The sequence below is a fragment of the Streptomyces sp. NBC_01334 genome (genome assembly GCF_035983595.1).
GTDB classification, from domain to species: Bacteria; Actinomycetota; Actinomycetes; order Streptomycetales; family Streptomycetaceae; genus Streptomyces; species Streptomyces coriariae.
The window spans coordinates 9,719,046-9,734,633 of sequence record NZ_CP130718.1 but is presented as its reverse complement, the minus strand read 5'-3'; the positions used below and the strand labels follow the sequence as shown (position 1 = coordinate 9,734,633).

The 15,588-nt window shown below is 69.9% G+C and carries 14 protein-coding genes and 2 pseudogenes; 8 read left to right on the top strand and 8 right to left on the bottom strand.

Going from position 1 to position 15,588, the window contains the following annotated elements; genetic code table 11:
- Window positions 1-402 precede the first annotated feature (402 nt).
- A complete protein-coding gene (locus OG736_RS43050) occupies window positions 403-1,695 on the top strand; it encodes a phthiocerol/phthiodiolone dimycocerosyl transferase family protein (RefSeq protein WP_327187334.1) in 1,293 nt (430 codons plus the stop codon).
- 53 nt (window positions 1,696-1,748) lie between these two features.
- Window positions 1,749-2,267, top strand: coding sequence for an RNA polymerase sigma factor (locus tag OG736_RS43045; RefSeq protein WP_327187333.1), 519 nt, complete (start codon window positions 1,749-1,751; stop codon window positions 2,265-2,267).
- A 444-nt stretch (window positions 2,268-2,711) separates the two neighbouring features.
- Here OG736_RS43045 and OG736_RS43040 read toward each other — a convergent pair whose 3' ends face one another.
- Complete coding sequence (locus OG736_RS43040; protein ID WP_327187332.1) at window positions 2,712-3,362, bottom strand: LuxR family transcriptional regulator; 651 nt, start codon at window positions 3,360-3,362, stop codon at window positions 2,712-2,714.
- A gap of 423 nt (window positions 3,363-3,785) precedes the next feature.
- Here OG736_RS43040 and OG736_RS43035 point away from each other — a divergent pair, with 423 nt between their 5' ends.
- From OG736_RS43035 to OG736_RS43025, 3 genes are all read left to right on the top strand, one after another.
- Window positions 3,786-5,033, top strand: a complete 1,248-nt coding sequence (locus OG736_RS43035) for a helix-turn-helix domain-containing protein (RefSeq protein ID WP_327187331.1) — start codon at window positions 3,786-3,788, stop codon at window positions 5,031-5,033.
- 188 nt (window positions 5,034-5,221) lie between these two features.
- On the top strand, window positions 5,222-5,437 hold the full coding sequence (locus OG736_RS43030) for a hypothetical protein (RefSeq protein WP_442817143.1): 216 nt from the start codon (window positions 5,222-5,224) through the stop codon (window positions 5,435-5,437).
- Between the two features lie 248 nt (window positions 5,438-5,685).
- On the top strand, window positions 5,686-6,537 hold the full coding sequence (locus tag OG736_RS43025) for a maleylpyruvate isomerase family mycothiol-dependent enzyme (RefSeq protein ID WP_327187330.1): 852 nt from the start codon (window positions 5,686-5,688) through the stop codon (window positions 6,535-6,537).
- A gap of 905 nt (window positions 6,538-7,442) precedes the next feature.
- Here the strand turns inward: OG736_RS43025 and OG736_RS43020 are convergent.
- The 3 genes from OG736_RS43020 to OG736_RS43010 form a co-directional block, all read right to left on the bottom strand.
- Entirely contained in the window at window positions 7,443-7,910 is a 468-nt protein-coding gene (locus OG736_RS43020; protein WP_327187329.1) for a hypothetical protein, read from the bottom strand.
- A gap of 686 nt (window positions 7,911-8,596) precedes the next feature.
- Entirely contained in the window at window positions 8,597-9,022 is a 426-nt protein-coding gene (locus tag OG736_RS43015; RefSeq protein WP_327187328.1) for a hypothetical protein, read from the bottom strand.
- 223 nt (window positions 9,023-9,245) lie between these two features.
- On the bottom strand, window positions 9,246-10,448 hold the full coding sequence (locus OG736_RS43010) for a serpin family protein (RefSeq protein ID WP_327187327.1): 1,203 nt from the start codon (window positions 10,446-10,448) through the stop codon (window positions 9,246-9,248).
- Window positions 10,449-10,499: 51 nt separating this feature from the next.
- Here OG736_RS43010 and OG736_RS43005 point away from each other — a divergent pair.
- Together OG736_RS43005 and OG736_RS43000 are read left to right on the top strand one after the other, a co-directional pair.
- Window positions 10,500-10,753, top strand: a pseudogene (locus OG736_RS43005) (hydrolase); the annotation flags it as partial.
- A gap of 111 nt (window positions 10,754-10,864) precedes the next feature.
- Window positions 10,865-11,347: pseudogene (locus OG736_RS43000) on the top strand (IS5 family transposase); the annotation flags it as partial.
- Between the two features lie 10 nt (window positions 11,348-11,357).
- On the opposite strand, the gene OG736_RS42995 reads toward OG736_RS43000, so the two are convergent.
- Window positions 11,358-11,678 carry a hypothetical protein gene (locus OG736_RS42995; RefSeq protein WP_327187326.1) on the bottom strand — a complete coding sequence of 107 codons (321 nt, stop codon included), beginning with the start codon at window positions 11,676-11,678 and terminating at the stop codon, window positions 11,358-11,360.
- Window positions 11,679-11,827: 149 nt separating this feature from the next.
- Entirely contained in the window at window positions 11,828-12,514 is a 687-nt protein-coding gene (locus tag OG736_RS42990; protein WP_327187325.1) for a TetR/AcrR family transcriptional regulator, read from the bottom strand.
- 108 nt (window positions 12,515-12,622) lie between these two features.
- On the opposite strand from OG736_RS42990, the gene OG736_RS42985 reads away from it, so the two are divergent.
- A complete protein-coding gene (locus tag OG736_RS42985; RefSeq protein ID WP_327187324.1) occupies window positions 12,623-13,756 on the top strand; it encodes an FAD-dependent oxidoreductase in 1,134 nt (377 codons plus the stop codon).
- Between the two features lie 200 nt (window positions 13,757-13,956).
- On the opposite strand, the gene OG736_RS42980 is transcribed toward OG736_RS42985, so the two are convergent.
- Both OG736_RS42980 and OG736_RS42975 read right to left on the bottom strand, forming a co-directional pair.
- The gene (locus OG736_RS42980) at window positions 13,957-14,349 is read right to left on the bottom strand and encodes a hypothetical protein (protein ID WP_327187323.1); all 393 of its coding nucleotides are present in this window, start codon (window positions 14,347-14,349) and stop codon (window positions 13,957-13,959) included.
- A 535-nt stretch (window positions 14,350-14,884) separates the two neighbouring features.
- Window positions 14,885-15,292, bottom strand: a complete 408-nt coding sequence (locus tag OG736_RS42975; RefSeq protein ID WP_133899432.1) for a RidA family protein — start codon at window positions 15,290-15,292, stop codon at window positions 14,885-14,887.
- Window positions 15,293-15,588 lie beyond the last annotated feature (296 nt).

Genomic DNA, 15,588 nt, shown 5'->3' with positions numbered 1-15,588 from the left:
CGTAACGGCCCGGCCGGAAAGAGCCCGGTCGGTCTGACAGGGAAGCGGCCCCGGCCCACCGGGCCGGCATTTACGGCCGCGCTCCGGGGACGTGGCCGTATCGCGGCCCGGCGCCGGTTCACGAGGTCCTCACGCTGAGGCAGCCGGGCGAACCCGGTCAAGCCCGATCCGGCCCTGCGAACGGAATTCAGGTTTTTCCCTAAAGAACGCGGCTTCCGGGATAGCCGCGCCCGCGACGAACTTTAGGGAAAACACGAGACTTTCCCCGGGCGCTCCGTATCGGCTGGATTCGCACCGGCCCGACCGTGCACTCTCGAAAGGACGTTGAGCCGGATCCGCGGCGCCGGCCGATGGTCGGCGCGCGGCTTCCGGGAATGAGCGGACGAAAAGAGGGCCTGGGTCATGCGCCGTGCGTTGTGTCCGGTAGAGACGCTGTACGTCGGGCAGCGAAGCCGAGCGGTGCTCTCCTGCACCCTGCGCGGCCGTCTCGACATCGAGGCGCTGTCGGCCGCGTTCGACGCGGTCACCGAGGCGCATCCGGCGCTGCGGACCCGCATCGTGCCGGACGGCGAGGGCTTCGCGCTGGACCTGCTGGACGAGGCCGCGCGCCCCCGGCTGAGCACCCGGACCTGCGCCGCCGAGGATGCCTACGCCACGGAGCTGAACACGCCGCTGCCCGTCGGCGGGCCCCTGAGCCGGGCGGTCCTGGTGAGCGCGCCCGAGGGTGACGGCCACCTGTTCGTGCTCTCGGTGGACCACACCGTCGTCGACGGACACAGCGGCATCGCCCTGCACAACGAGATCTGGGAACGCTACCGGGCCCTGGCCGAGGGCGAGGAGCGGCCCGGCGTGGCGGACGGCACCCCCGGCTGGGCGGTGCCCGTGAGCGAGTTGCTGCCCGAGGTGGACGAGGCGGCGACGACCGCGTACCTGGAACGGCGTGTGGACGAAGCGCGCCGGCACCCGGCGGAGCTGGTGGCGTACGACGTCATGGAGCCGTCCGCCGTCGAGGGCCGTATCGAGGTGTGCCGGCTGACGCTGGACGAGGAACGCACCGGCCGGCTGCGCCGCACCGCCCGCACGGCGGGCGTGACCGTGCACGCCCTGGTCGCCGCGGCCCTGCTCACCACGGCGCGCCGACGTCTGCCCGGCGGCGAACCGCGTGCCCTGCGCTGCCTCTCCCCCGTCGATCTGCGCTCGCGGCTGTCACCGCCGCTGCCCGCCCTGGTGATGGTGCCCGCCGTCACCAGCCACCTCCAGGCCCTGGACGTCGCCCCGGAGTCGGACCCGGTCGAGCTGGCCCGCACCGTCCACTCCCGGCTCGGCGACTTCGTCGCGGGTGACGGCCCCTACCACGAGATGCGGATCACGTCCGAGATCCCGCGCAACCCCACGCTGCAACTGGCGACGGTGATCGCCACGAACATGGGCGTCGTCCCGGGGCCCCGGCTGCCGGAGGGCCTGGAGGCCACCGACGTCCGGCTGGTGCCCGCCCGGGAGCAGTACTTCCCGGCGGCCGGGCGCAGCCCGGTGATGGCCTGTGTCGTCTCGTTCGAGGGACGGCTGGCCATCGAGTTCCCGTACTTCACCGCTTGTTTCAGCCCGGAGTTCGTCCGGGCCTTCCGCGACGGGGTCGGTGCGGTGCTCGACGCCTGCGCCGCCGCCGTCGAGCCCGTCCCCACTACGGCGGGCTGAGGCGCCACACCGCACCGCACCTCACCGGCCACCCCAAGGAGTCCTGCGCCGACATGAGCAACGTCAGCGACATCCCCACGCCCCTGGCGCTGCTGCCGCGCGCCCAGGCGGGCGACGAACAGGCCATGAACCAACTGCTGACCGGGATCGTCCCGTACGTCGCACGACTGTGCCGGTCCATCACGCACGACGACGGCGCGGACGCCACCCAGGAGGCGCTCCTCGCCGTCTACCGGGGTCTGCGCACGCTGCGGGAGCCGACCGCGTTCTACGGCTGGGTGCGTTCGGTGACCGTCCGCGAGGCCGTACGCACGCTGAAGCGGGCCGGTGAGGAGGGGCCGTACCAGCGGGTCGAGCCGGGGCAGGAGACGAACCCGCTGGACGCCGTGCACATCAGCGATGTACTGGACCGGCTGTCCATGTCCCACCGGCAGGTCCTCACCCTGCGCGCCTACGGCCTCAACGAGGAGGAGATGGCACGTGTCCTGTCACTGCCGGTGGGCACCGTACGGTCCCGGCTGCACCGCGCCCGACTGCGCTTCCGGGAGGCCTGGCAGCCCTCGGCGGCTTGAGCCCCGTCCTGTGGATCCTGCCGCGCCCGGAGGCATTGCCTTCCGGCCGGCCCGAGCGGGATCCGCCGCCCGCGGACACGATGCGGGGGAGGCAGTCCGTGCGGAGTGTCCGGGCGTGACGGCGACGCGGCAAAGGCGCCTGCCGACGCCGCGCCCCGCGGCGGGACCGGGGAGAAGGGCCCTGGAGGCCCGGCGGGCGGCGGGCGTCCGGGCGCGCCGCCCGGCACGCCCGTACTCCGCCTCCGCCCGGAGCCCGGGGCACGCCGCACGAGGACGGCCGGCATTCCCCGAGCGCTTCGAGCAGGTGCCCGACGGTGCACGCACCGGACCTCGCCCGCCGACGGGCGCACGGTGCCCGCCGGGTCCCGGGACGGACGCAACGGTGGCCGCCGGCGGGATCGTCCCGCCGGCGGCCACCGCCCGCCGTGTCCCCCGTCGTGCCCGTTACTCGATGAGTTCCGGCAGTACCCGTGGGGGCCACTGGCCCGGCGCGAACAGCCCGAGCGCGTGGGCGCGGGCCACCAGGGCAGGCCGGTTGGGAGCGTCGAAACGGCGCAGCAGCAGGCGCACGCGGTACTCGACGCCCTGACGGCTCAGGTACAGGCGGCCGGCCAGCTGCACGGTCGACGCACCACCCGCCACGCCCTCCAGGACCCGCACGTCGAGTTCGCTGAGCGTCAGTTCGCGGGGGTGCGGCTCGCCCGCCGCCCCCAGGGGGCTCAGCAGGAGGACCAGTCCGGCCGGCCCGGTCGCGCCGGTGACCGCTATCGCCGTCAGGTCGGCGGCGAAGACACGGCCGCTGTCGTGCCGACCGGCCACCCGCTCGGTGAACCAGCTGGTGCGGCCCTCGGAAAGGTCGGTGAAACGATGACGCAGCAACTCGGGCGTGCCCGCCCGGAGCAGATCGCTCAGCCTACGGTCGCATATCTCGCCGGGGCTCGCCCCGAACTGTGCCGCGAAATCGGCTTCCGCGGCCGTGATGGTCATGCCCTTCGGACATACATGGGCCGTGTAGGTGCGGCGGCGGTTCACGCCGGCGCCCGCCTTGACGACGGTGGTGGATGAGGCGGTGATGCTTGTGGTCACCACGGACATACCGTCTTTCCCTCTGTACATGGGGGTTTCGATGCACCCCGCCCTTTCCGGCAACCCCGCGAGACAACGTTGTCAGTTCGTCACTTTCGCGCGGTCGCCACCGGATCGGGGCGATATCACATCAGGTCGGCAGCTCGGAGGCTATGGCCGGACAACCCGCCTGGCAAGTGTTTGCCTATCCGGTCATGTTCATTGCCAACTCTTTTGGCCATGGGGCAATTTCAGCCAACTGGATCCTCCGCCCGGTCGTTCCGAAAGTCGGTACGCAGGGAGCCATGGCAAATGACAGGAGAAACCTCGCGTGCGCAACCATGTTGCCCCCATTGCCAAGCCTCCCTAAAGTATGGGCAACTTCCGGACGTGGCCTCGGAAACACGAGCCGATCAGAAGACTCAAAAGGACCTCAGGGGATCAGAGGGCGAAATGCTTGAGCAGCCGCACTTCGGCCGGCAGCTGAGGAAGCTCAGGCTCGAGCGGGGCTTGAGCCAGGCTGCGGTCGTCGGTGAGGGCATGTCCACCGGATACCTCTCCCGTCTGGAGTCGGGCGAACGCCGACCCACCGGACGGACCGTCAGCTATCTGGCACAGCAACTCGGCGTGGAGGTCGCCGCGTTGACCGAGCCGCGCGCGGGCGGTTGCCTGAGCCGCGCGCTCGCCGCCGCGACCTCGGCACCGCCGGGCACGGACAGCGCCACCGCCCTCCTCCAGGCGGTGCGCGACGACGAGCACGACGACCCCGTCGGCCGCTGGCAGGCGCTGTGGCTGCTCGGCCGGATCAGCGGCGGCCAGGGGGACTTCGAGCAGGAGCGCGGTCATCTGCGCGAGCTGATCGAACTGAGCGAACTGATCGCGGCACCCGACCTCCGGGTGCGGTCCCATGTGCAGTACGCGCGCTGTCTGGTCGCCCTGGGCAAGGCACGGGCGGCGGAACCTGTCGCCGTCACCGCGCTCGCCGTCGCACGCGCCGAGGGGCTGCCGACCGCCGACGTCATGGCCGCCCAGACGGTCCTGATCGCCGTCGAGACCGGGCTCGGCCGACTGGAAGCGGCCGAGCGCCATGTACGTGAGCTGGAGAGCGAGTTGCTGCCCACGGCCGCTCCCCAGCCGGCCGCCGAGGCGTTGTGGACCGGATCGGTGGTCGCCGATCGGCGGGGCGACCACCGGACCGCCCGGTCCCGGCTGGAGGCGGCGCTGGCACTGCTCCGGGGCGGCGACGACCTGATCCTGTGGACCCGGCTGCGTACGGCAGCGACGGCCGCCGCGCTCCAGATGTCACCGCCGTGCGTGGCGGAGGCGGAGCGGTGGCTAAGCGAGGCCGACGTGGTCCTCGAACTCATCGGCACCCCGATCCAGTTGCAGGAGGTACGCGCTCTGCGGGCCCATCTCGCCTTCCACCAGGGCCGGTTGGACGAGGCCCGGACGCTGTGCGGCGCGTTGCCGCCGGACGGCGAACTCCGGCTGCCGCACGGGGACCGGGTACGGCTGGCGGTCCTGGAGGGCCGTCTGATGATCCTGGAGGGCCGGGTCGACCAGGGCGTCGCGGCCCTGCGCCGCCTCGGGCAGCAGGCGACGGACGCCCACAACCTCGATCTGGCCACCCACGTCTGGCGGTCCCTGGCCACCACACTGGCCGACGTACGCGCCCCGGGCGTCGGAGGCGCCGTGCGCTAGACGCCGTCCCTCCGGTCGGACGACGGCGAGTCCGTGGTCCGGGTGGCGGGTCCGCTCCGGCACGGAAGGCGTGGGCCGCGATGCGCCCCGGCCACCGGGCCGCCCGCCACCCGCCACCCGCCACCCGCCACCCGCCACCCGCCGAAATCCCAGGTGGCCTCGGCGCACCGTCCGGTCAGAGTCGGGCGGTGCCCGAACTGGAACGGCTGCGTGCCGGTCGTGCCCCGGCGATCCTGGCCTTCGAGCGGGCGCACCGTGCCTACTTCGCCGCCTCGGTCTCCGACCACGGCAACGAGTTCTTCGAGCGGTTCACCGACCGGCTCGGCGCCGTGCGGGCCGCGCAGGAGGCCGACGTGAGCACGGAACGCAGCGCGGAAATGGATGAGTTGGACATGCGGTCGTAGAGCGTGCAGGACTCTGCGTCGTTCCGTATGGGTCGAGTTAATGGGGTTGCGAGTTGCGTCCGTGGCGGGCTTTTGGGAGGAGCCGGCCACGGCAGTCATCGCTGCTGGTCGATGTCTGTGGTGAGCTGCCAGATGATCCGGGCGAGGGTGTAGAGGATGGGTCCCCATGGGCGGCTGACCGACATGCCCCCGTGAGGTGAGGGGGTATTCGATGGAAGACCGAGCCACCCGGCTGACAGGCTTTGCCCATGAGTCTCCAGCCCAACGACGTATCCGACCCCTCCTGGCTGGGCAAGCAGATCGACGCTCGCCCGCTGTTCGGGCCAGAACTGGCGTCCCTCCTCGACCTGCTACGCGGTCTGCGGCCCAATGAGTGGAACAGGGCCGCGGTCCCGGGCTGGACCGTGCACGATGTTGCCGCCCACATCCTCGGCGACTACCACGGCCGCCTCGGCTGGAGCGCAGAGAACCACAACCGCGCCATGGCGGCTGGAGAGACACTGGAAGCGTTCATCCACCGGGTCAACCAGGAATGGATCGACCTCCACGCCGATCACAGCCCCGCCGCGCTCATCGAGGCCCTGGAACTGGCAGGGACCCACGTTGCCCGCGAATTCGAGGGCGCCAACCTCGACGCAACGGGCCTGGGAGTGTCCTGGGCAGGGGCCGACCCGGCGCCCAAGTGGCTGGACGTCGCCCGGGAGTTCACCGAGTACTGGACCCACCGCCAGCAGATCCGCCACGCCACCGGCCGGGAAACAGATCCGGAGCCCAACGCTCTGTCCACGGTCCTGGACACCTTTATGCGGGCCTTGCCCCACACTCTGCGTGACACGCCCGCGCCTGCCGGGACACAACTACAGGTGGTCGTCGACGAGCCGGCCGTCGGCACCTGGACCGTGACCGCCACCGCGGACCGCTGGTCCTTGGCTGAAGCACCCAGCGGCCGACCAGCCGCGTCAGTGCGGCTGAGCCCAGAGACCGCCTGGCGACTCTGCGCTCGTGGCATTGATCCTTGCACCGCCCTCGCCCGAGTCCGCATCAGCGGAGAGCGCCAGATCGCCGAAGCCGCCTGCCAGATCGTGTCCATCGTCTACTGATGAACACCGAGCGTCCAGGTCCATTGCCCTGGTGTGACGACAGACCGACATCACGCAATCAAGTTGAGTAGTGAGTGAAGCACGCGGTGAACGCTGGGAGTCCACGAAACGGGTTTCGCCGAGTATCTGGCCGCGGTATTGCGGGGAGACATTCCGGTCGGACATCCTGTCATCGGCGTTTCCCACCCACCCGCACACCTTCCGACCGTTCACGCACACCCCCTGGAGATGCGAAGAGAGGTCACGACGGTGGGGTGTTCGCACCGTCGGCCGGACGGCCTTCGACGGCATTGGTCCTGGCGCCTGCGTCGGGCCCCGGTTGAACCGTCGCAGCCCGGGTTCCTCGGCCGCTGTCAGGGATTCAGCTTGCCTGCTGGTGCGTCCAGGACGAGGTGCAGTCCTTCTTCTGCGACGGCTACCGCCTGAATCCGCAGACCGCGAGCAACCGCGGGACTGTCGGCATCGCCGGCCGGCTCTTCGCCGGAATGAGGATGCTCAGCACGCCGAGGGCCTAGCCGACGGTCATCACGGAGCGCGGTCCGCGGTCCGCGGTGGTCGATGATCCGGCCGACGCAGATCCCGGCGATGGCGGAGATGAGCACGCGGCGGAGAAGGCGGCCGTGGTCGCTCGGGCCGGCCAGCCGGTGACGCGGGTGGGGGCGCGGCCGTAGGACTTCATCCCGACCAGGTAGTCCCCTGCTCGGGGTGCGACAGCACCAGACCATGGGCCGCAGCCCCTCACGACACCAGCGCCGGCACCTCACCGGCAAGCACGTGCATCGTGACACCCGACGGCGCGGGTACGCCCCCTCCGCCACCGACCGGCTGGCTCAACGCGGCACGGCCCCTTCGGATGCAAGTCATGGACAGCATCCTTTCGCGGTCCAAGATCTGCGGGACAGAACCTAGCGGTTCGGGTAGTAGGCCGGGAAGCACACGGCGCCGTCCGCACCGCAGATCTCGGTCTCCGTAATCTGACGCGAGTGCTTCTCGTAGGAGATCAGGCCCAGCTTGCGGCCCGACGCGAAGGTCACAACGGCGTCGTGAACCGGGCCCGCTGCCTCTGGCGCCGCCCCCTTGTAGTCGTACGGGCCATGCTCGCCCTCGACGATGGCAAGGAAGACGAACAGGCTGGGCTGCTCGCCGGGCTTGGTTTGGTACGGCTCGCCCGTCGTCACTTTCAGGACGCCCTTGCGCGGCCAGCTTTCCGGCAGGTCCCCGCACTCGATCCTGGCCACCCCCTCGCGAACGATCGCGGAGCAGTACGTACGGTCGTCCTTCATCCACAGGAGCTCACCGGCGTCCGGCGCATCCCTCCGGATCACTGCTACGAACTCGTCGGACGGCATCTCCTGGGACGGCAGCGATTTCATGCTCCTGCGGACCGACGCCAGCATCGGTCCGTCGGCGACCGTGGGCCTCGCAGCCCTCACCGGGACTGCGGGCCCCGACGAGGATGCCGACTTGGACTGCGAGGGCGACGCGGTGGGTGAGGCCTGAGCCTGCCGCGACTGGGACGGCGCGGATCCCGACGGCGGAGCCGTCGTGCACGAAGTCACGGCCAGCAGTGCGAGTCCGTACCCCGCTCCGCGCGCGACGAGTCTGCGCCCGTGCCTGTTGAGTCCCATCTGCCCCACCCCCGTGGTCGAACCCCACGCCCCTCGAAGAGGGCGAACCTGCCGAAGCCTACCGCTGGTGCGCGGCTGGGTACCTGCCGCGCCCGGTACGTCAACTTGCCGTTCAACCGTTGAGATTGGCGTGAGGTGATGCTGCGCCACATCGTCGCGGCCTGCGGCAGACGGTACCTGCTTCGCGGTGTCCGTTATCGTGCTGCCACTCCTGCTCCCGACCACCACCGCCGCCATCACCACCTGCACCACCGCCCGCACAGAAGCCATGCAACGGCGCCACGAGGCACCTTCCTCGGCAAGGCGCCGAAGCCGCGGACTACGGGGCAGGCCTGCACCACGTCGCCCGCATCCGGCAGACCGCCACCACTCCCCCACCAGGACCAGCTGGTGCGGGCCGCGCGCACCCTTCGTCTCGTGAGTTGATCGAGTCAGGAGCGCCCGTGTTCGCGGTTGAGTTCGTGGTAGCCGCGAAAGTCGAAGAAGCGCAGGCCGTCGATCACCGCTCCAGACAGGATTTCCGGCATGGTCCATGGGTGGGTGGTGTAGTCGTCCGTTGCCACGCCTCCATGCGCAAGCAGCAGCGCGATCATTTGGCGGACCTCTGCGGTGCCGTCGATCCGCCCGGAGATGTCGATCTGCACCGCCCAAGTGGGGCGATGTCCGATGGCCGCTTCGAGCATCGCCACATCCCCGGGAGGCCAGTCGGAGAAGAGGTAGCCGGTCTGCTCATCGTCGATGTCGATGTAGAGGTTGCCGTCCAGAGTCCATGGATTGCGCTGCTCGGGCAGCTGCCGATCGAGCGAGGCGACGGTCTCAACTCGCTCACCTGCGGGAAACACGAAGACGGTTCGCATGGGTTGGAGCGTAGGCAGTTCAGCTTCGAAGCTTCGTGGCGACCATGGATTTCGATGTCGGGCTACTCGCCTCCGAAACCGGCGCCGGTCGACGGCCAGAAGAACATCACCCGCACCGCCGCAGAGACACCGGCGAAGGAAAGGACCGTGCCCCGCGTGGAGGTACCCGCTCAGCGTGCCGTCGGTCTGTTGACCGCGCGGACGGTGTGCGTCGTCGTCCCGCTCACCCCTCGTCCTCCCAGTCGTCCTCGGGGAACGGCAACGGATCCGTGACCCAGCCCGCCGTCAGCACAAGCCGCGTGTGACGATGCAGGGCTAGGAAGCCGAAGGGGCGGTCGAAGGCGGCGCTGATCCTGGTGGCCACGTAGCGCAGGTCGGCCATGCCTGCGGCGACTGCGCCGAACGCCGTCACCGCGGCAGCCTCGAATCCCAACGCGCCGAACTTCGCCATGGTGTTCTGCTCGGCCGACCCGATGGCGAGCGGGAAGTCGCTGATGCCGGGGAAGTGCCCGCGTGAGGTGTCCCGTGCCGTCGTGAGCCCCAACAACCGGTGCAGCTTCAGCAGATCGTGGCTCGCATTCATGGTGTACGCCGCGGTCGTCACCTCCAGCGACGGCGGCTCGGGCCGCGTGCAGCGCACCTTCTCCACCCGAAGGCCCGGGCCCACGTTCCCGTACGGTAGCCGCGGTCCCGGTACGACCGTGCACCGGCCGGCGAGGATGTCGACCCCGGCTCCCAGCACTTGCCCCGGTCCCATGTCCTCCTCGCCGAGCAGCAGGTGCACGTCCAGGGCGTTGTTCCCCAGCACCTTCAGCTCGGTGACGTATCCGCCGGGTGTGTCCGCCACCCCCACCCGGTCCAGCACGGTACTGGAGCGCCACAGGCCCAGCCGCGGCTCGGTAGCCCAGGGCTCGTACGCAGTCTCCAGTTCCACCTCGTGGAAGGGGCTCAGCCACTGCGTACGCATGGTCAGCGCGCTCGCCAGCACCATCTGTGTGTCCTCGGCCAGCGTGACCGGCATACGGTCGATCAGCCCGCCGGTCCTCTTCACCGTCCAGGCGTCCAGCGCCCGGTGGTCGGCCACAGGGTCCCCGGTGAGCACCCCGTGGGTGTCGGCTGACAGGCCCGCCTCCCACTCCTCCCTCAGCTCCAGCGTGCGCTTCGTCCACAGCCCCAGAGCCGTGTCCAGTCCCCGCATGGCGCCCATCGCAGCGAGCAACTCGCGTGCGGCGTCCGCCGCTTGCCCGGCGGGGAGCCCGAGAGTCTCCGCCAGCTCGGCCCGCGCCGCGCCCTCGGCCCCGTCGGCAAGATGAGCCAGCAGCGGCCACACCCCCGCCGCCGAGAACGCCGTGCCCCCCTCCGAGGCACCCGCCCACCGCGCGGTCAACCCGTTCACGGCGCGGACCGTTGTCGTCGCGACGCCCATGACACCCCCATCCTCAGCGCGCTTACGATGTGCCCAGTCGTACGTCAGTGGCCGCAGCAGGAGTTCTTCGCCCGAGTGCGGGAGCTTGCCACCCAGGCACCGGCAAGTAGAACGCTGTACGTCGGCGACCATCCAGCCAACAACATCTTTCCAGCAAGGCCGCCGGCCTCAGGGCACCCCATCTACGTCGCGGGCCCTGGGGGCATCTGAGGGCCGACACCCCCGAGGTCGTCGAGGCTGCAGATCGGCGAACCGACGACCTGACGCAGTTCGTTCGGAAGATCGCGCCGCCGAGTGCGCGCTGACCTGGCGAGACGTTGACCTGCGCGATCTCGGGGCGGTCGTCCAACTCGCGCACACGCTGCTGCTGTTGATACGGGACCGGGCTCCGGCGTACCTCGCTTACTCGATCCATGGCCCGGAATGGGCTCCCCTGCAAGATCCACCTCGCCGGGGAGGGCGGACGCCGCCCGCTCGGGTTCGTCATCACGCCCGGCCAGCGAGGGGGGGGGGGACGCACCGCAGATGATTCCCGTGCTGGAGGAGATCCGCGTGCCCCGGCAGGCCGGCGGGCGACCACGTACCCGGCCCGACCACGTCGGGGGCGACAAGGCGTACTCGTCACGCCGCAGCCGGCGTCACCTGCGCAGACGCCAGATCAAGCACACGATCCCCGAGCCGAGAGACCAGCGGGCCAACCGTCGAACGCCGCGGCAGCCAAGGCGGCCGGCCCACAGGGTTCGACAAGACGATCTACCGCCGCCGCAACGAAGTCGAGCGGACCATCAACCGGCTCCGGAACTTCCGGGCCGTCGCCGCGCGCTACGGCAAGAGAAGCGCACGTCTTCCATGGGACGGTCACCGTGGCCGCGATCCGCCTGTGGCTCAGCCCGGAGTGAAACGCCCCGCTCAGAGGTCCATTGCCTCCGGATAGTGGCGGCGAAGTTCGCCGAGTACGCGCTCGTCGACAGCCCTGACCTCCCACAACGAGCTGTCCACTTCGGTCAGGACGACCATCACCCTGTCCTCGGCGGACCCACGTGCTTCGGCGTCGATCAGCTGGAGGAAGGGGGTCGTCAGCGACAACAGCGTCAACGTGTCCATGCCGGCGTCGGCAGACCGTCTCTCCATCTCTACGCAGCGAGGATCGACGATCTCGTCACATTCGACGCGCCACGTCAGGCTCAGGCCGAAGCTGCCGAGGCGGACCAGTAGTGCAGCCAGGGTCACGTAGTGCCTTCCGTGCCAGGCAGGAAACGTGATCCCCTTCATCCCCGCCCCTGCTTCGGCCGTTCCGCGCGGCACGCGACCCCCTTCGTTCAGCAGCAAACAACAGGCCACGGCACTCTGACCAGCCCACACGACCCGTCGGACAGGCCCTAGCCCAAGGCAGAGATACCGGCGAGGAAAATGTCGATCCCGACGAGGAACTGCTCGCGGTCGTCGTGCTCGCCCAGCTGAGTCGCCGCCGCGCGCACGAACGGGTACCGGCCGGGATCGAGCTGCGCCCATTGCGTGGCAGCGTTCGTCAGGAAGGCTTCCCGGTCCGTGTCGCTGCCTGCGCGGAGCCGTGCGTTCGCGGCGTTCTGGGCGGCGACACCGAGGACGTAGTTCACGAGCGTGCCGGCCGCGTCGAAGCGCGCCTTTTCCGGAACGTCGAGGGCGTCCAGCAGGCGGCCGATGCTCTCGTAGAAGTCCAGTAGCGCGGGCCGCCACGGTCGGCGAGAGAGTTCTGCCCCGACCCAGGGGTGGGCGTCGATCGCATCGAACAGGCCGAGGGCAAGACGGCGCAGAGCAGTGCGAGGGTCCGCATCGGCGACCGTGCCGGACAGCACGGCGGTGATGACGTCGTCAGTGGCCGTGGCGAGCAGGTCGTTCTTGTCCGCGACGTGGTGGTAGATCGCTCCGTAGCCGGTGCTCAGGCGCACGGTGAGCGCGCGCAGCGTGAGCGCCTTCTCGCCACCGCTGTCCAGGATCTCGACGGCGGTCTGGATGATCACCTCCCTCGAGAGGCTGTCCGTCCGCCGCGGGGCCCGCGCAGATCCCTTCGCTGTTCTCTTCACCATGCCCCTAAGCATCGCACGCATGGAGCGTCGATCCAACTTCGTGTTAGCGTGTTTGGAGTGGCGATCCAATATGAGCCGAAGCGCCCCACAAGGGGCTGGGGAGGGACCATGACGACACCTGTCACGATCATCGGAGCGGGCCTGGGAGGCCTGACGCTGGCCCGCGTACTGCACGTGCACGGCATCCCGGCCACGGTCTACGAATCGGAGCCCGCACCGAACGCCCGCCGCCAGGGCGGACTGCTCGACCTCCATCCCCACAGCGGTCAGGCCGCTCTGGAAGCGGCCGGTCTGATCGAGGAGTTCCGCAAGCTGATCCTGCCGGGCCGCGAGGCCTACCGGGTCATGGACCGGGCGGGGAATGTGGTGCTCGACCTGCCCGACGACGGAACCGGCGAACGCCCGGAGGCACCGCGCGGCGAACTGCGGCAGATGCTGATCGACTCCCTGCCCGCCGGCACCGTCCGCTGGGGCCACAAGGTCACCGCGGTGCGGGCTGTCGGCGAAGCCCGCCACCAAGTGGCGTTCGCCGACAACACCACCGTTGTCGCGGACCTGCTCATCGGTGCCGACGGCGCCTGGTCGCGCGTACGACCGCTGCTTTCCCGGGCCGTTCCCGAGTACTTCGGCGTCTGCAGCGTGGAAACGTTCCTCTTCGACGCAGGAACCCGTCATCCAGCCTCCGCGGAGGCGGTGGGAGCCGGATCGCTGTTCGCGCTCGCACCGGGAAGGGGACTGCTGGCCCACCGGGAAGGCGGCGGTACCCTGCACACTTACGCGCAGGTGAAGAAGCCCCAGGACTGGATTGCCCGCCTTGACGCCACCGACGCCGCAGCGCTCACGGCACGGGTCGCGAAGGAGTTCGACGGCTGGGCCCCCGAACTCACCGCCCTGATCACCGACAGCGACACCCCGCCGGCCCTGCGCCCCATCTTCACCCTGCCGGCCGGGCACCGCTGGGACCGCGTACCGGGGGTGACTCTGCTCGGCGATGCCGCCCACCTCCGGGCGCCGAACGGGGAAGGCGCCAACTTGGCCATGCAGGACGGCGCTGAACTCGGCCGAGCCCTCGCCGCGCGCCCCCTCGATGCGGAGGCGGCCCTCGCCGCGCACGAGCAAGCCATGTTCGCCCGCGCCGCGGCCGTGGAAGCGGATGACGACGGCTTCTACACGATCATGATCGACGACCGTGCGCCCCACAGCCTGCTCGCCCTGATGACCGGCGCCGAACAGGACGCGTGATAGTCATCTCCGCGTGCAGCGACAGGCACCCGCCGCAGTTCCCCGCCGCAGCCTGCGGAACTCCAGGGCCCGGTGTCCGGCCCTCGCCCGGGTGACGGTCCCCGGTGCGCCGTCCTGTCGTTCTTCTCCGCACAGGGCATGGAGTACTACACGCTCGCTTGACGGACCCGCGCGAGAAAGGCGAGCGCTGCGACGAATGGTCAGGCAGAGGTGAACACTTCCTCGGGGGCGTCGTCGAGGACGAATCCGTTGTCGAGCCGGACGCGGACCGTGACGCGGAGCATCCGCCGCTGGTAGGCGGCCCACTGCTCTTCCAAGGCCCCCACCTGCTCCTCCAGTTGCTTTCTGCTCTCCGGCGGCATCTGGTGGCCGAAGTCGTCGAGGAGCGACTTGAGGCGCAGGTACTCACGGACCTCGTGGCTCTGCTGCCGGTGATGCTCGTCCACACGCTCGACAGTGCCCTCGATGCCTGCTGCCAGGGCCACGGAGGCGGCGAAGGCACCCGTCTCCCCCGGGGGCTCGGCCGGGGTCACCGACCCGGCCAACCGGAGGTCCGCCGCCAGTCGCACTCGTTGGCCCACGTTCAGCGTCATCGATCCTTCGTCTTCCTCGTCGGTGCGATCCGGTAGACGTGGCGCCGCCAGACGTACCGGAGAGGACAGGATCATCCCACCCTCGCCTCCGGTCCCGACACGATCGAAGCCCTCGTCGACCATCGCCTGCCCACCGCGCGACGGGCGAACAGGAGCCCGAGACAGTCTGTCGGACCTGGCGAGAGCGGCTGGTAGGACGTCGAAGGAGGCTGGACGGTACAGGCGCCCGTGCGCCGGGCCGCCGAGCGCGACGGGAACGCCGTGGCCGCGACGGCTCCACGCCCCCGCGACGCTTCCAGCATGCGGCAGCTCAGCAGCGGCGCTGATCCGCTACGCACACCCCCAGCGGATGCGACCCCGGCGAGGACGACCACTCCTCCGGCGTGACGCACGTGAACGGCACCCGCAGCTCACCGCTGCCCTTCTCACGTAGGCGGCGTGCAGCGGCCGTTGACCGCAGCCTACGTTCCTCGATGGCCGGCCGTCCTGGCGGACGCTTGGCCATCCCGCGTTTGCGGTGTCCTTGGAAGATGTCTCAATCGAGCACGGCGGCGACGGCCTCGATCTCGACGAGCTGGTCCTTGTAACCGAGCACGGTGACGCCCATCAACGTGCTCGGAACGTCATGGTCAGCGAACGAGTCCCGGACAACCTGCCAGGCGGCCACCAGGTCCTCCCGCCGGGCCGATGCGACGAGAACCCGTGTACTGATGACGTCCTGGAGTGATGCGCCTGAGGCAGTAAGAGCGGCCTGCATGTTCTCGATGGCTTTCGCCGCTTGGCCCGCGTAGTCCCCGATCGCTGCTGTGGAGCCGTCATCGTTCAGCGGACACGCCCCTGCAAGGAAGATCAGGCGTGACTCGGCGGGCGCCGTGGCCGCGTAGGCGTACTCGGCGACGTCGGACAGGGCGGTGGAGCGGATCAAAGTGATGGCACGAGCCACGGTCGTGGGGTCCTTTCCCCTCGGGGGTTCAGCGCGGACATCCTGTCAACGGCCAGTTGGCTTCCGCCTTCCCTTTTCTCGCCGCCCTGCGAGAACGCCGTCACTTCTGCTCGACATTCACGAACCGCATGATCACCAACTGACTCCGGAACCAGTCGACGAACGCTGTTCCTGGACATCAACGAAACCAGTCGTGACGACGGTCGAGCCGCGGACGGACAGGGGGCTGGACGCGGGGCTGGTGGAACTGCGTTCTTGACGGCCGACCGCGCTACTCGCCGCGCCGATGGCCGACC

Excerpts from the sequence above, each read along its gene's own strand:
- OG736_RS43050 (WP_327187334.1), top strand. The coding sequence starts at position 403 with ATGCGCCGTGCGTTGTGTCCGGTAGAGACGCTGTACGTCGGGCAGCGA.
- OG736_RS43045 (WP_327187333.1), top strand. The coding sequence starts at position 1,749 with ATGAGCAACGTCAGCGACATCCCCACGCCCCTGGCGCTGCTGCCGCGC.
- OG736_RS43040 (WP_327187332.1), bottom strand. The coding sequence starts at position 3,362 with ATGTCCGTGGTGACCACAAGCATCACCGCCTCATCCACCACCGTCGTC.
- OG736_RS43035 (WP_327187331.1), top strand. The coding sequence starts at position 3,786 with ATGCTTGAGCAGCCGCACTTCGGCCGGCAGCTGAGGAAGCTCAGGCTC.
- OG736_RS43025 (WP_327187330.1), top strand. The coding sequence starts at position 5,686 with ATGAGTCTCCAGCCCAACGACGTATCCGACCCCTCCTGGCTGGGCAAG.
- OG736_RS43020 (WP_327187329.1), bottom strand. The coding sequence starts at position 7,910 with ATGAAATCGCTGCCGTCCCAGGAGATGCCGTCCGACGAGTTCGTAGCA.
- OG736_RS43015 (WP_327187328.1), bottom strand. The coding sequence starts at position 9,022 with ATGCGAACCGTCTTCGTGTTTCCCGCAGGTGAGCGAGTTGAGACCGTC.
- OG736_RS43010 (WP_327187327.1), bottom strand. The coding sequence starts at position 10,448 with ATGGGCGTCGCGACGACAACGGTCCGCGCCGTGAACGGGTTGACCGCG.
- OG736_RS42990 (WP_327187325.1), bottom strand. The coding sequence starts at position 12,514 with ATGGTGAAGAGAACAGCGAAGGGATCTGCGCGGGCCCCGCGGCGGACG.
- OG736_RS42985 (WP_327187324.1), top strand. The coding sequence starts at position 12,623 with ATGACGACACCTGTCACGATCATCGGAGCGGGCCTGGGAGGCCTGACG.
- OG736_RS42980 (WP_327187323.1), bottom strand. The coding sequence starts at position 14,349 with ATGACGCTGAACGTGGGCCAACGAGTGCGACTGGCGGCGGACCTCCGG.